Here is a 15029-nt window from a genome sequence, read left to right on the forward strand (position 1 = left end):
CGGCAAATCTAAGCTCTGCCTGAAGAAATCTACGGCAGGAGGCGGCAATGCGGCTTTTCGGAAGGTTGTTTTCCGTCGCCCTTTTTGCTGCCGTCCTCGCCTCCTGCAACACGACCGAAACACTGACGCCGCAGGCTGATGTCGGCGGCGGTCGCGGGTCGACACCCGTTACCCAGGCCGATACCGATCGGATGGCGCAATCTTCCCGGCCGGAAACCTACAATAATGCATCGGGCGGGCAGAGCCGCGCCGGCCCTCAGAGCACGCTGGAAGCGCAAGCTCAGGCGCTTCAATCCGGCAACAGCGTTTCCCCGGCCTCCTCCGGCCCGCCGCCGCAATGGAACGGCCAGGGCCAGCCTCCAGTCCAAGCCCAGCAGCCACAGCAACAGACTTTGGGCACCCAGCCGCAGAACCTTGGCGCAGCTGCTCAGCAAAGCACGTCCCTACCCGCGGCAACGTCTTCCGACAATACGATCCGCTTCCTGCCGATCATCGGCGCCCCGGTGCAGGCCGTCACACCGCTGTCCCGACAGCTCGGCGCCCAGGCCCGCGCCGCAGGCCTCACCATCCGCCCTTCGAGCGATACCACCACACAGCATATCCTGAAGGGCTACTTCTCCGCCTTTGCCGACGGGGGCAAGGTCACTATCGTCTATGTCTGGGATGTTCTTGACAGCTCCGGCGCGCGGCTGCACCGCATGCAGGGGCAGGAAAGCATTGCAGCCCGTGGGTCCGATCCCTGGGCCGCCGTGCCCGCCTCGACCATGGAGGCAATCGCCGGCAAGACAATCCAGGACTATATGAGCTGGCGCCAGTCCCGCGGCTGATGACCGAAAAGCCACGAGTCATAGTTTCTTCATAAAAAACCGTGGTCAGTCGCGAAACGCACTTGCATTCGAGGGCAGCGGCGGTAAAAGGCCGCCATCCAGCTTCAAAACAGGCGGACCGCAATGAAGGTTTTCGCAGGCAATTCGAACCGGCACCTGGCCGACGCGATCTGCAGCTATCTTAATGTTCCAGTCGGAAAAGCCAGTGTAAGGCGTTTTGCAGACCAGGAAATCTTCGTTGAAATTCAGGAAAACGTGCGCGGCGAGGATGTCTTCATCATCCAGTCGACGTCCTTCCCGACCAACGATCACCTGATGGAACTGCTGATCATGATCGATGCGTTCCGCCGCTCGTCGGCAAAGCGTATCACGGCAGTTCTCCCCTATTTCGGTTACGCCCGCCAGGACCGTAAGGCCGGTCCGCGCACGCCGATCTCGGCAAAGCTCGTCGCCAACCTGATCACCGAGGCCGGTGCCGACCGCGTACTGACGCTCGACCTGCATGCCGGCCAGATCCAGGGTTTCTTCGATATCCCGACAGACAATCTCTTCGCCGTGCCGGTCCTCGCCCGCGACGTCAAGGAACACTACGACCTGAACAACGTCATGGTCGTTTCGCCGGACGTCGGTGGCGTGGTGCGCGCTCGTGCGCTCGCCAAGCGTATCGACTGTCAGCTCGCCATCGTCGACAAGCGCCGCGAACGCGCCGGCGAGTCCGAGGTGATGAACGTCATCGGCGACGTGGACGGCAAGGATTGCCTGCTGATCGACGATATCGTCGATTCCGGCGGCACGCTCTGCAACGCGGCCGAAGCGCTTCTGAAGAACGGCGCCACCAGCGTCACCGCCTATATCACCCACGGCGTCCTGTCGGGCGGCGCGGTTGCCCGTATCGCGGCCTCCAAGCTCAAGGAACTGGTGATCACAGACTCGATCCAGCCCACCACGGCGGTCCAGTCGGCGCATAATATTCGCGTCATCACCACGGCCAATCTGCTCGGTGAAGCCATCAACCGCACGGCTATGGAATCCTCCGTTTCCAGCCTGTTCGATTGAGCTTTTTCACCAATCCGTGATCGGATATGGTCCCTCGATCACAACGAGGGGTGAGTCGTCATGTTCTCTATTTCAGGGCAGTTGAAGAAACTGTCCCTTTTGCTTTTGGTCCCGATGCTTTCGGCCTGCGTCGAAGGCGGACCGGGTCCCGGCTATGGCTCCGGCCCTGGCCCAGGTGGCTATTATCCGCCGCCGCGCCCGCAGCAGCCACAAATGTGCACTATGGAATATCGTCCGGTCTGCGCCGAACGCGGCGGTCGGTTCGAAACCTTCAGCAACGGCTGCCAGGCTGATTCCCGCGGCTTCCGCGTCGTCAGCCCGGGCGAATGCCGTGGTCCGGGCCCTGGCCCCGGCTCCTACCCACCTCCGGGCCGGCCTGATCGGCCAGACTGGAACCCGCCCGGCAGGCCGGATCGTCCCGATTGGGATCGCCCGACAAGGCCAGACCGGCCGGACTGGAATGGCCCAGGTCGCCCGTCGAGGCCGGAACCGGACCGTCCCTCGAGGCCGGATCGTCCTGACAGGCCGGACTGGAACCAGCCGGGCCGTCCTGATCGCCCGACGACCGGCGGCGGTGTCTGCACGCGCGAATATCGCCCGGTCTGCGGCGAGCGCGGTGGCCGGACCCAGACCTTCCCGAACTCGTGCGAGGCACGCAACGCCGGATACGGCGTGGTCGCCTCGGGAGAGTGCCGCCGGTAAATCGGCGAAATCATGGGATGACAGATAGAAAACGCCGGGATCGAGGTCCCGGCGTTTTGCATTCGGCTTGGCGGTTGACTAAGTAGGCCTTGTACCAAAGGAGTCCCGCATGGCCGCACGAGACCGTTATTCCCGAAAACTCGAATGCTCCCAATGCGGCAATACCGGCTTTGCCGAGGTCTCTGAGATCGACGACAAGCGCGCCGAAAACCGCGATTTCCGGATGGACGAGCTGCCACGTGGTTTCTTCACGGAATTTGCCTCGAATGATCCGCGCAAATACATGATCCGCTGCGGCGAATGCGGACATAAGTTCCGCTTCGAACAGAAGACGGCCTACGCGCCGGGTGGCGAGCCCCGCCGCTGAACAATCAGCAGCTTGGCTCCCTCAACTGACTCAATATCCGAGCACCAGTGCCGGGTCAGGCCACCTTTGCAACGACGGGAGCGGCGGCCTCTCCGTTGACGATATGCTCGATGCCCGATCGCGGGCCCGGCTTTCCGAACAGATAGCCCTGAACCTGCATGCAGCCTTCCTTGCGCAGGAAATCGATATGTTCGTTCGTCTCGACGCCTTCGGCCAGGACCGGGATATCAAGGCTCGAAGCCAGGATCAGCGTCGAACGTACGATCGCCGCCGATTGCGCATTGGCTTCCAGCCCGTCGATGAAGGTCCGGTCGATCTTGATCTTGTCGAAGGGGAAGGACATCAGCGTCGAAAGAGACGAATAGCCGGTGCCATAATCGTCCATGGCGATCTTGACGCCGAGGCTCTTCAGGTGCCGGATCGTCTGCAACGCGCGCTGATGGTCGGCGATAATGCCGGATTCGGTGATTTCCAGCTCCAGCCTGTTGGCGCTGAGACCCGTCTCGTTGAGGATATTTCGCACCTTGAGCGGCAGTTTAGGATCAGCGAGCTGCTGCGGGGCGACGTTGACGGCAATGCCGATCGGGTTCTTCCAAGTCGCAGCCTCGGCACAGGCCGACCGCAGCACCCACTCGCCGAGTTCATTGATGAAACCGGTCCGTTCGGCAATCGGAATGAATTCGCCCGGCGAGACCAGCCCACGCGTCGGGTGGTTCCAGCGCAACAGCACCTCGAAACCGATCACCTCGCTGGTGAACGTGTGGTTCTGGAGCTGATAATAAAGCTCGAAATGGCCGCTCGCCAGGCCGGAGCGCATGTCCATTGCCAGCGCATTGCGCTCACGGGCTGCCTGGTCCATGGAGCTGTCGTAAAAGCAGATGGCATTGTCGCCGTTTTGCTTGGCGCGGTACATGGCGACATCGGCCTGGGCCACGAGGTCGTCGGTCGTTTTCGCCTCACCGGGATAGATCGCGATACCGACGCTGGAGCCGACCATCAGCGTATTGCCGTTCCATTCGATCGGCTTGGAGATTTCGGAAAGCAGCCGGTTTGCCAGCACCACCGCATCGGAGCGCTTGTAATACATGTGCTTCAGCGCAACGAATTCGTCACCGCCAACGCGGGCGACGAATTCACCTTCACCGACGGTATTGCCAAGCCGGGCGCCGATCGCCCGCAGCACGGCATCACCGGCAGCATGGCCATGCACGTCGTTGATTTCCTTGAAGCGATTGAGGTCGAAAGACAGAACGGCGATGCGAGCGGTCAAATCCACCGGACGCGCCTCGATCTCGGCCAGTTCCTCGTTGAAGGCCGAACGGTTCGCAAGGCCGGTCAACGGATCGTGCAAGGAAAGATGCCTGTACTGTTCAACGGCAGCCTTGGTGGTGCGCGCATCGAGCAGATAGGTGGCAGCGGCAAGCGCAAGAAGGATCAGCATCAGCGAAAGCACGCCGAAGCCGAGCGCGATCGGCGGCACGACTTCCGTCGGCACGATGGCGCGTGGGTCGAGGACGACGTTGACCGCGCCCATCGCGGTGAAATGCGTGGTCGCAATCGCGAGTATCAGCGCCAGAACCGAACCGTATTTGCAGAAGCGCGTCAGGGGCCGCACGACGCGATTGGTCGTCAGCGCGCCGAACACGGCCGCAAAGATGAGCGAAACGATAACATAGCTGCGCTCCCACTGGATCGCGCCCTGCACCTCGTAAGCCGCCATGCCGGTATAATGCATCGCAGCAATGCCGAGGCCGACGATCGCACCACCTGCTTCAACCATCGCACTGCGGCCGCCATAAACCGCGATGCCAAGGCCCGCAGTCGCCGAGATGACCGCGATCGCAAAAGACCAGAATGTCAGCGTGGGTTCATAGCCCGCCTGCCCTCCGCCAAGATATCCCAGCATGGCCAGGAAATGCGTGGTCCAGGTCGTCGCGCCGCCGATAAAGCCTGCGAGGAAAAGCCAGATCGCCTTCTCCAGACCACTCCCGCGTCTCACTCGCGAATAGAGCCTGACCGTCAGGAACGCGCCGATGGCACAGATGAATACCGCGCAGGCGATATAGCGAGGATCGTGCTCAACAAAAATGCAGGAGACAATGCGAAACATGAATCTCTGTTACTTTTCCAACAGGTTAGTTGAGAAGTTTTAGCAGAGAAACATGTTCGAATGGTTCGTGTGGATGGTAAACGGAAGCCTGATATTCACGCTCCCATTTTCCAGCTTCCGCCTATTTCAAGACCTGCCCGTTCACCGTGAGTGAATTGCCATCACTGAACTCGATATCCCAGCGCAAGCGACCGTCCGGCTCCGTCTTGGCCATGCCCTTCGCCATCATCACGCCGAACGAGGCCTGGCTGAGCTGCGGATCGCTTTTGGCCGATTTCTGGAAATATTGGATCAGCTTGTCGATATCGCGCGCATAGACGGTGGTCTCGATCGTATAGCGGTCCTTCTCTTCCGGATATCCGCGGATCTTGCCGGACGCTTCGATATCGTAAAGATCCGATTTGGCGCTGACCTTCGGGAAATCGATCGTCAGCTGCCCGTCATTGAGGAAGGCGCGGCCCAGCTTCTCACCCTCTGCATCCGGCAACGGACCCGGCTTGGAGAAATCCATCGCCATCAACTCGTTGACGAAACGGGTAAAGTTGAGATCGGCAATGCCGACTTCGATATCCGCCACATTCGGGATGAGCTGCTCATAAAGGCGCGGCACGAGGCCTGACGGTGTTGAAATATCTTCGATCCGGGCGCCGATGCCGATGCGGGTCTTGTCCGACGGCTCGGTCATTGCCAGCGTGTAATCGAGCTTGCCGAGGCCGAACTCACCCATCGGCGCCTCGACCTTGAACTGGTTGAAGGAGAGCTTTTCCGACAGCGACGTAAAAAACGGCATCGCGCCGCGAATGAGATCCTTGAGCTTGCCGACATCCGCCTGCGACGGTTTCTCGTCCTTGATCATCTCGATCATCAGGGAGATGAGGTTACGCATCTTCTCCGGCGCAACGCCCTCAACGCTGGCATCGAAATCGAGACTGTCGGCGCGGATCTGGATCGGCGGCGCCTCGGGCGTCACCACCCGCTCGTAGAAGCGCTGGAAGGATCCCTTGCCACTGAAGTTAGTCGCGCCGGCCGTCTTGCTTGCCTCAGAGGTCATGGAATAATTCATGCCGGCAAAGCTCGCCTCGATCTCTTCGGGCCCGCTTTTCGACACCATGCGGATCGGCCCGGAGGTCGCCTGGCCCGAACTCAGATAGCTGATCGCCGGATCGAATATGCCGGAAAACACCATGTCGGTGACGGAATAGGTCAGGTTCGTCTGCTTGCCGTCCGGCAGCTTTCCCCGCACCGCGAAATTCATGTCGCTGTCGCTGTTAAGCTTCCACTGGCCATTGTCCATCGGAGCCGCAAAAACGGAAAACGGCGTGAGACCGGAAACCGTGAAATCCTTCTTCTTGTCAATGCTCGACAGCAGCCGGGCGAAATCATAGGTGATCTCGTAGCGATCGCCGGAAGGTTTGACGGACAGGAAATTATTCTTCTTCACCCGGTCGGGAAGAAAGTAGCTGAGGCTGTCCTTGAGGCTCTTTGCGCCCTGCTCATTGACCTCCGCTGCATAAACCGCACAACTGGAAGACAGAGCCAGAATCCCGGCCGCCAACAAAGTCCTCTTCATGAATCAAGCCCTTCCCTCGTTTCGATTGCGGTGAATTTGGAAAAGCGGCTTGGGAAGTCAAGCGCATACGGGCTTTTACGGCCGAAAAGCTTGCGTATGTCACCTCATTGTATTATAGCCCGCCCGTCCGTGTAGACACCCTTGGAGGCAACGCGGATGAAGCGCATCGGATGGTGCCCTTCAGTTTGACGCAGCGGTCTCGCTGCCGAAAAACTCTCCATATAACCTCGAAAGGATATGCCATGAGCCACGCATCTTACGAGCTCAAGGCCGAGGCGCGCGAACGGGTTGGTAAGGGGTCCTCCCGTGAACTTCGCCGCAACGGTTTGATTCCCGCTGTCATCTATGGTGACAAGCAGGCCCCAATTTCGATCGCACTCTCGACCAACGAAGTGACGAAGCGCATCCACGCCGGCGGTTTCATGACCACGGTTGCGACGATCGACGTCGATGGCCAGAAGATCCAGGTTCTCCCGAAGGATTACCAGCTGGATCCGGTCCGCGACTTCACCATGCATGTCGACTTCCTGCGCGTTTCCGGCGATAGCGAAGTATCGGTCGAAGTTCCGGTTCACTTCGTCAACGAAGACAAGTCCGCGATCAAGATCGGCGGCGTTCTGAACGTCGTTCGTCACGAAGTCGAGCTGTATTGCCCGGCCAGCGACATTCCGGAATTCATCACGGTCGACCTCGCAGGCGCCAAGATCGGCGACAGCCTGCACATCTCGGCCGTCAAGCTGCCGAAGGGCGTTCGTCCGGTCATCGGTGACCGCGACTTCACGATCGCGACGATCGTTGCTCCGGCTGCTGGCGTTGATGAAGCCGCTGAAGAGACCCCGGCTTCTGAATAAGAAGACGGAAAATTAAGTAAAATGCGACCCGCCTTCTCCGGAAGGCGGGTTTTTTATTGCCCGGCGTCATACAATTTTTACGATAATTGCTTCATTCAATCAAATGTTGTGGCACGTGTTTCAGTGAAGTTTAATCAATACGTGAAACGATGCACGCTGCTTCAGCATGACGGGGAACAATCCGGCCCAGCCGGAATAAAATAAACTGCGGGGAAGACGGATGACTCATTCCGTTGAGAGTCGTTTTATTGCGATCATTTCGGGCGCCCTCCTGGTCGTCGTCGCACCGCTGTTTACGCTTTTCCTGGCGCTTTCCTCCCAACAGGCTGCAAAAAACCTTTCCGAACATGTCAATGTGGTGCTGGTCACCAATTCCCAGGCATTGGGAAAGCCCCTCTGGGACCTTGATACCGATAGCATTCACCAGGTCGCCACCATGCTGGTCGCCGATCCCGCCATCAACGGCGTGCAGATCAGCGATACGACCGGCAAGCTCAATATTTCCGAAGTCGACGTCAATCCGGCCGATTTCCGCGGTCTGGAAGCGATCTCCGAACCGATCTACTACAAGTCCCTGCAGGGCACCCGCAATGTCGGGACGATCACCGTCTATGTGCCGCAGCTGGGCTGGTTTTCGGCCCTGCACCAGATGGAAATGGCCTTCATCTCCATCTTCATCATCGCGATCCTGACGGTTTTCGGCGCCTCCATCCTTGGTAACCGTGTGATGGTGATACGGCCGCTGATGCGGCTCACCGCTGCGATCGAGGCTACCCGCCGCCTCGGCTCGCGCCATCATGTCGACTGGCGATCCAATGACGAGATGGGTCGTCTTGCCCGCAGCTTCAACGAGATGCAGACGCTCCTGGAGCGGGAAGAGCGCGAGATCAAGCGCGCCCATCAGCAGACGACGGAAATCTACAACCTCACCCCGGCCATGCTCTTCTCGCTGAACTCCGGCGACGAGATCGCCGCAGTGAGCGATTACTGGCTTCTCGCCACGGGCTACCGCCGCGAAGACGTGCTAGGACATCCGTTTTCCGAACTGGTGGCGCCGGCCGACCGCGAGACTTACGGCAAACGCAAGGAACAATCGAAAGCCGGCGGTGCGGCAGTCGAAGCGACGGTCCGTTTCGTCAAGGCGGACGGCAGCACCATGGACGTGCTGATCGTCGAGACCGAGCTTCGCGCCGCTGGCGGCACGATCCCCGGATCGCTGAGCGTCATGACGGATGTGACGGAACTGCGCCAGTCCGAGCTGCGCAACCACCAGCAGGCGATCTCCGACCACCTGACCGGCCTCCTCAACCGTCAGGGCTTCGAAGCCGTTCTGGACCGGAAGATCGCCGAAGCCGACCGGCAGAAAACCGAAGTCGCCTGCCTTTTCGTCGATCTCGACCGCTTCAAGGCGATCAATGACAATCTTGGCCATGCCGCCGGCGATGCGGTCCTCTGTCAGTTCGTCGAGCGCACCCGGCCGATGCTGCGTGACAAGGATACAGCCTCGCGTCTTGGCGGCGACGAGTTCGCCATCCTGATCACCGGCGAAGGTGCCGAGCGACGCGCAGCCGAGCTTTCGCAACAGATCGTCGATATGTTCGAGGTCCCCTTCCGCGTGCAGGGAACCGGCGTGCGCCTCAGCGCCTCAATCGGCCTTGCCTTCTATCCGAGCCACGCGACGAGCGCTGCCGAACTGCTTCAGAAGTCGGACATGGCCATGTATGCCCGCAAGCGCGACGGCAAGAACGGCGCACAGGTTTATGATTCCGCCATCCTCGACCAGACCCGCGAACGCGCCGAGATCGAAAGCGATATCGAAGACGCCATCGCCGCCAGCTGGTTCGAAGCGCATTTTCAGCCCATCGTCGATATCGACACTGGCGTCCCTTCCGGTTTCGAAGCCCTGATGCGCATGCGCCATCCGCGCAAGGGCCTGATGTCTCCGGCCGGCATTATCAGCGTTGCCGAGGAAACCGGCACGATCGGCCAGATCGGCAACCTGATCCTGGAGGATGCGGTCGCCAACCTCGCGCGGCTTTCCCGCCTTCCCGGCATGGCGGAGACCTATGTCGCCGTCAACTTCTCGCCGCTGCAATTCGAGCTCGGCCTGCCCGCCCGTCTCGCCGGTCTTCTCGGCCGCTACAATATCCGACCGGAACGTCTCGTCATCGAAATCACCGAGGCCGTGCTGATGCACGACAACCCGGAAATCCGCACGATCCTCAACGAAATCCACCACTTCGGCTGCCGCATCGCGCTCGACGACTTCGGCACCGGTTATTCTTCGCTCAGCTACATGAGCCGCTTCCCGGTCGATATCGTCAAGATCGACCAGTCCTTCGTTCGCTCGCTGACCGACAAGGCTGCCGAGATCGGCGACAAAAACAAAATGTTGATCGAGGGGATCAGCGCGATTTCGCATAAGATGAATTGCAAGGTCGTCGCGGAAGGCGTCGAGACGGAAGACCAGCGGGCACTGCTCCGCAACATGGGCATCGATTTTGCTCAAGGGTATCTCTTCTCCAGGCCCCGCGAAATTTCAGATCTGCTTTCGGCCCTATCAACCCAGCAGGCCGAACCGAAGTCCCTGGCGGGTTAGCGATAAGCGACACTCCTCACCGGACGAGTTGCTGGGTCAGGAATGACAACATGCTCGTTTGGAGGGGGACAGATGAAAATCGCGTTGCTGCTTTTCGCCTCTCTCGGCTTCGCGCAAAGCGCCATGGCCGAAGAGCCGATCGTCTTTACCACTGAATCCTATCCGCCGTTCAGCTACCAGGAGCCGGGCGGCAACTACCGGGGCGTCGGCATCGACCAGGTCGATATCGTCATGAAGGAAGCCGGTGCTCCGTATACGCTGGAAATCATGCCTTGGGCCCGCGCCATCACGCTTGCGGAAACCCAATCGCGGCACTGCGTTTTCGCGGCAGCCCGAACGGCCGAACGCGAAGCCCGTTTCAAATGGGTCGTCCCTCTATTCATCGATCGCAACATCCTTGTCCGCCATGCCGGTTCGCCGGTTACCGCATCGACGATCGAGGAGGCAAAGCGTTTCACCGTCGGCACCCATCGCGAGGACTACACCGAGGGCGTGCTGCGCAGCCTCGGCTTTCCGAAGATCGATCTCAGCGCCGATGTCGACACCACACTTCGCAAACTGCTGGGCGATAGGATCGACATGATGCCGATGTCCGAAGGGGTCTACGACAAGCTGAAATCCGACGGGACGCCGATCGAAAAGGTCATGCTGTTTTCCGAACAGCACCTCGGCATCGCCTGCAACAGGGACGTGCCTGATGCGTTGATCGCCAAGATGCAGGCAGGCCTTGACCGGCTGATTAGGGACGGCGTGCAAGCCGCCATCCTCAAGCGCTACGGCATAAACGAGCCGCAATAACCGCGGATATGCCGAAACCGGTTGACTTTGCCGGCGTTTCGCGGTGGTGAAACGACGCTATCAGTAACGGATCTTCGCTCATGCTCATCATCGCGGGTCTTGGCAATCCCGGCGCTCAGTATGCCGGTAACCGCCATAACATTGGCTTCATGGCTGTGGATGCGATCCAGCGCCGCCCGGGCTTTGCACCCTGGTCCAAGAAGTTCAAGGCGCTGATTTCCGAAGGCGAACTCGGCGAAGAGAAGGTCTTGCTGATAAAGCCCCAGACCTTCATGAACCTCTCCGGCGAAGCGGTCGGCGAAGCGATGCGCTTCTACAAGCTCGGCCCGGAAAACGTCATCGCCATCTATGACGAACTTGACCTGCTGCCCGGCAAGGCGCGCATCAAGACCGGCGGCGGCCATGGCGGACATAACGGGGTCAAATCGCTCGACGCCCATTGCGGCAGGGAATATCGCCGGCTGCGCCTCGGCATCGGTCATCCCGGCTCCAAGGAGCAGGTACATAACCACGTGCTCGGCGATTTCGCCAAGATCGATCAGGTCTGGCTCCCTCCGCTTCTCGAGGCGCTCGCCGACAATGCCGAGATGCTGGTCAAGGCGGAAGATTCACAGCTGATGAACAAGCTGGCGCTTGCCGTCGGCGGCAAGCCGGATGATGAGAAGCCAAAAAAGGCAGACAAGCCACAGCAGCCGAAACCGGCGGGCAAGTCCCACATTCACCAGGCTCGCGGCGGCGCCAAGCCGAACATTCCGACGTCCGGCCCGATGGCCGAGATGCTCAAGAAGATGTTCGGCAACAAGGGCGAGTGAGCCGCTTCATTTTCGCAGACAACAAGACAATAAAAGATATCAGCAGGGACAGACAGGCTTTGACCACCGGCGACATCACCCACGAACTCGTCACGCTGCGCGACTACTGGCGCTACGCCATCTCGCGTTTCAATGCTGCGAACCTGAGCTACGGCCACGGCACCACGACGGCCGGCGATGACGCTGCGTTCCTGCTGCTCGACTCGCTCGATCTGCCGATCGATGCGTTGGATCCCTTCCTCGATGCACGCCTGCTTCCACATGAGCGCACACTGCTGGCGGAGCGGATCGAGGCGCGCGTCACCACCCGCAAGCCGTCCGCCTACCTGACCGGCCGTTCCTACATTCAGGGGGTCCGCTTCCATGTCGACGAACGGGTCATCGTACCGCGCTCGCATATCGGCGAAATCCTCTTCTCGGAATATCTAAGCCCTGAGGGCTCCGCTTATCTGCCCGATCCGATGAGCGTTGAGACTGCCGTCGATATCTGCACCGGTTCGGGCTGCCTCGCCGTCCTCGCGGCGCAATTCTTCCCGAATGCCGAAGTCGATGCAGTCGATCTATCGGCAGATGCGCTTGAAGTGGCGAAGCTGAATGTTGCGGAGCACACGGTCGGAAATCAGGTCACGCTGCACCAGGGCAATCTCTTCGCCCCGCTCGGCAAGAAGAAATACGACCTGATCATCACCAACCCGCCCTATGTCGATCACGAGGCGATGGATGGTTTTCCGGCGGAATTCCGTGCCGAACCGGCCATGGCCTTCGACGGCGGCGTCGATGGTCTCGACCTCGTCCGCCAGTTGCTGGCTGATGCGCCGAAACACCTCAATCCGGACGGCGGCATGATCTGCGAGATCGGCTCAGGCCGCGAAATCCTCGAAGAGGAATATCCTCATCTCGATTTCCTGTGGCTGGAAACGGCCGAATCCCAGGACGCGATCTTCTGGATTTCGGCGGAAACGCTCGGCGTGAAGGCAAAGAAATAGGCGGGTGCTGAACCGGCCGTGAGAGACGAACACCGAGCCCGGTTACTCTTCGGGCTCGGTGATGAACATCAGCGGGAACCCCGCCTCCTTGGCGAGATCGACCGCCTCCTTGGCTTTCGTCTCGGCGATATCCTTGGCGCAGACAACAACCACGGCGACACCCATCTTGTGCGCCGTCATCATCACACGGTTTCCCGTTTCCTCGCTCATCCGGAACACGGCCTTCAGGACCATGGTGACGAATTCGCGCGGCGTATAATCGTCGTTGACGAGGATGACCTTGTAGAGCTTCGGCCGCTCCAGCTTGGGCTTGGTGGTCGTCTTAGGTTTTATAGTGGTGTTTTCGGCCATCGGCTTCTCCTGATGACGCGGATGCTCTCGGAAGGCTTGCGGCTATATCGCACCGCAACCGGGATATTTCAAGCAACCGATTGGGGAAGAAGGTTCAGCCGGCGTCTAGCAGCACGGCTTGCCGGCCCTTCGCACGTATGATTGCCGCAGCGCGCTTGTCGAAAGTGACGAATATTTCGCCACCCAACCTGCGGCCTTCAAATTCGATTACCCCATCAGCGAAATCGCCGCCGGCATCGAGGAATGCCAGACCAGCGTCCACGGCCGGACCATCAATGACGATACGCTGGTCGGCGAGCAGGAGCCGAAGTGACTTCGCGATCTCTGCGCGGTTTTGGCGATAAACCTTTCTCGCCACCCAGACGAATTCGCAAAGCGCTGAATTGCCCACGAACACACGCTCAGCAGCCACTATCTGCGCGCGAGCTTGCTTGGCCTGATTTTCATCATCGCCGGCCCAAGCGCGAACAAGAACGTTCGTATCAGCGATCATCATCAAGCCTTATTTCGCCGGCCCAGCCAGCTTCGATGGCATCCTGGATTTCGTCAAGCGTCGCGTGAATGCCATGGGGATTACTGATACTGCCAAAGAATTCCTCGATCGTACCTCTGGGAACGCTGCGGAGCGTTACGCCTTTTTTCGGGCTCAGATCCACATCGATTTCGTCACCCGGCTTCACGCCCAGATGATCGAGCAAGTCTTTCTTCAAGGTAATCTGACCTTTTGCCGTAACTCTCAACCTGACCATCGCCAATCTCCTTCACATCAAAAGTAAGGCAAATCTGCCTTACTTTCAAGCCGCCTCAACATCAGAGCCTTGACCCGCCCGGCACTTTCCCCCATAGCCACACCAACGAAAATCTTTCAGATACAGGGTCCGGACCCATGGGTTTCAAATGCGGTATCGTGGGCCTGCCGAATGTCGGCAAGTCCACCCTTTTCAACGCGCTCACCAAGACGGCGGCGGCGCAGGCAGCCAACTATCCGTTCTGCACGATCGAGCCAAATACCGGCGAAGTGGCCGTGCCCGATCCGCGCATGCAGAAGCTTGCGGCGATCGCCGGCTCGAAGGAAATCATCCCGACCCGCATCTCCTTCGTCGATATCGCCGGCCTGGTGCGCGGCGCATCGAAGGGTGAAGGCCTCGGCAATAAGTTCCTCGCCAATATCCGCGAAGTCGATGCCGTCGTGCATGTTCTGCGCTGCTTCGAAGACGACGACATCACCCATGTCGAAGGCAAGATCAATCCGGTCGGCGATGCCGACACGATAGAGACCGAGCTGATGCTCGCCGACCTCGAAAGCCTGGAACGCCGCGTCGAGCAGACCCGCAAGCGCGCCGCCTCCAAGGATAAGGAATCGGTTGCACAGCTGCCGGTCATGGAAGCCGTCGTCAAACTGCTGAACGAAGGCAAGCCTGCCCGCCTTCTTCTGAAGACGCTGGCCGCAGAAGACATCGAGATCCTCAAGGGTCTTAACCTGCTGACCTCGCATCCGGTTCTCTATGTCTGCAACGTCGCCGAAGCCGATGCCTCGACCGGCAACGCCCATACCGAAGCCGTCGCTGCGATGGCCAGGGAACAAGGCGCCGAATGCGTCGTCATCTCTGCGGCAATCGAATCCGAAGTCGCACAGCTTCCGGAAGAGGAATCCAAGGAATTTCTCTCGGCCCTCGGCCTGGAGGAAGCAGGCCTCGACCGCCTGATCCGCGCGGGCTACCACCTGCTTGACCTGATCACCTATTTCACGGTCGGCCCCAAGGAAACCCGCGCCTGGACAATCGTCCGCGGTACGAAAGCTCCGCAGGCCGCCGGCGTCATTCATACGGATTTTGAACGCGGCTTCATCCGCGCCTTCACGATCGGTTATGACGACTACATCGCTTTCAAGGGTGAAGTTGGCGCCAAGGAAGCCGGCAAGGGTCGTGACGAAGGCAAGGAATATGTCGTCAACGACGGCGACGTCATCCACTTCCGCTTCAACACGTGATCAACCGCTA

14 protein-coding genes and 1 pseudogene are annotated in these 15029 nt (G+C 59.7%); 10 read left to right on the plus strand and 5 right to left on the minus strand.

Annotation, left to right across the window (positions count from 1 at the left end):
• Positions 1–47: 47 nt before the first annotated feature.
• The 4 genes and pseudogenes from KX729_RS16195 to KX729_RS16210 all read left to right on the plus strand — a co-directional run bounded on the left by KX729_RS16195 (position 48) and on the right by KX729_RS16210 (position 2952).
• Positions 48–827 carry a hypothetical protein gene (locus KX729_RS16195; RefSeq protein WP_219743501.1) on the plus strand — a complete coding sequence of 260 codons (780 nt, stop codon included), beginning with the start codon at positions 48–50 and terminating at the stop codon, positions 825–827.
• A 123-nt stretch (positions 828–950) separates the two neighbouring features.
• On the plus strand, positions 951–1883 hold the full coding sequence (locus KX729_RS16200; RefSeq protein ID WP_219743502.1) for a ribose-phosphate pyrophosphokinase: 933 nt from the start codon (positions 951–953) through the stop codon (positions 1881–1883).
• Between the two features lie 579 nt (positions 1884–2462).
• Positions 2463–2582, plus strand: a pseudogene (locus KX729_RS34535) (Kazal-type serine protease inhibitor family protein); the annotation flags it as partial.
• A 112-nt stretch (positions 2583–2694) separates the two neighbouring features.
• Positions 2695–2952, plus strand: coding sequence for a hypothetical protein (locus KX729_RS16210; RefSeq protein WP_219743503.1), 258 nt, complete (start codon positions 2695–2697; stop codon positions 2950–2952).
• A gap of 55 nt (positions 2953–3007) precedes the next feature.
• On the opposite strand, the gene KX729_RS16215 is transcribed toward KX729_RS16210, so the two are convergent.
• Together KX729_RS16215 and KX729_RS16220 are read right to left on the minus strand one after the other, a co-directional pair.
• Positions 3008–5062, minus strand: coding sequence for a putative bifunctional diguanylate cyclase/phosphodiesterase (locus tag KX729_RS16215; protein WP_219743504.1), 2055 nt, complete (start codon positions 5060–5062; stop codon positions 3008–3010).
• A gap of 121 nt (positions 5063–5183) precedes the next feature.
• Positions 5184–6632 carry a hypothetical protein gene (locus KX729_RS16220; protein ID WP_219743505.1) on the minus strand — a complete coding sequence of 483 codons (1449 nt, stop codon included), beginning with the start codon at positions 6630–6632 and terminating at the stop codon, positions 5184–5186.
• A gap of 242 nt (positions 6633–6874) precedes the next feature.
• On the opposite strand from KX729_RS16220, the gene KX729_RS16225 reads away from it, so the two are divergent.
• The 5 genes from KX729_RS16225 to prmB all read left to right on the plus strand — a co-directional run bounded on the left by KX729_RS16225 (position 6875) and on the right by prmB (position 12678).
• Positions 6875–7483 (plus strand): 50S ribosomal protein L25/general stress protein Ctc, encoded by a 609-nt coding sequence (locus KX729_RS16225; protein ID WP_219743506.1) that lies wholly within the window; start codon positions 6875–6877, stop codon positions 7481–7483.
• 220 nt (positions 7484–7703) lie between these two features.
• The gene (locus tag KX729_RS16230) at positions 7704–10082 is read left to right on the plus strand and encodes an EAL domain-containing protein (RefSeq protein ID WP_219743507.1); all 2379 of its coding nucleotides are present in this window, start codon (positions 7704–7706) and stop codon (positions 10080–10082) included.
• 72 nt (positions 10083–10154) lie between these two features.
• Positions 10155–10880, plus strand: a complete 726-nt coding sequence (locus KX729_RS16235) for a substrate-binding periplasmic protein (protein WP_219743508.1) — start codon at positions 10155–10157, stop codon at positions 10878–10880.
• 80 nt (positions 10881–10960) lie between these two features.
• Entirely contained in the window at positions 10961–11692 is a 732-nt protein-coding gene (gene pth, locus KX729_RS16240; protein ID WP_219743509.1) for an aminoacyl-tRNA hydrolase, read from the plus strand.
• 59 nt (positions 11693–11751) lie between these two features.
• Complete coding sequence (gene prmB / locus KX729_RS16245) at positions 11752–12678, plus strand: 50S ribosomal protein L3 N(5)-glutamine methyltransferase (RefSeq protein WP_219743510.1); 927 nt, start codon at positions 11752–11754, stop codon at positions 12676–12678.
• Between the two features lie 42 nt (positions 12679–12720).
• Here prmB and clpS read toward each other — a convergent pair whose 3' ends face one another.
• The 3 genes from clpS to KX729_RS16260 form a co-directional block, all read right to left on the minus strand.
• The gene (gene clpS / locus KX729_RS16250) at positions 12721–13029 is read right to left on the minus strand and encodes an ATP-dependent Clp protease adapter ClpS (RefSeq protein ID WP_219743511.1); all 309 of its coding nucleotides are present in this window, start codon (positions 13027–13029) and stop codon (positions 12721–12723) included.
• 94 nt (positions 13030–13123) lie between these two features.
• Positions 13124–13522 carry a type II toxin-antitoxin system VapC family toxin gene (locus KX729_RS16255; protein ID WP_219743512.1) on the minus strand — a complete coding sequence of 133 codons (399 nt, stop codon included), beginning with the start codon at positions 13520–13522 and terminating at the stop codon, positions 13124–13126.
• On the minus strand, positions 13512–13778 hold the full coding sequence (locus KX729_RS16260) for an AbrB/MazE/SpoVT family DNA-binding domain-containing protein (protein ID WP_219743513.1): 267 nt from the start codon (positions 13776–13778) through the stop codon (positions 13512–13514). Before KX729_RS16260 ends, KX729_RS16255 begins: the two co-directional genes overlap by 11 nt.
• Positions 13779–13915: 137 nt before the next feature.
• On the opposite strand from KX729_RS16260, the gene ychF reads away from it, so the two are divergent.
• Positions 13916–15019: a redox-regulated ATPase YchF gene (gene ychF, locus KX729_RS16265; protein ID WP_219743514.1), complete on the plus strand. Its 1104-nt coding sequence runs from the start codon at positions 13916–13918 to the stop codon at positions 15017–15019.
• Positions 15020–15029: the final 10 nt, after the last annotated feature.

The organism is Neorhizobium populisoli (assembly GCF_019430945.1).
Classification (GTDB): Bacteria; Pseudomonadota; Alphaproteobacteria; order Rhizobiales; family Rhizobiaceae; genus Neorhizobium; species Neorhizobium populisoli.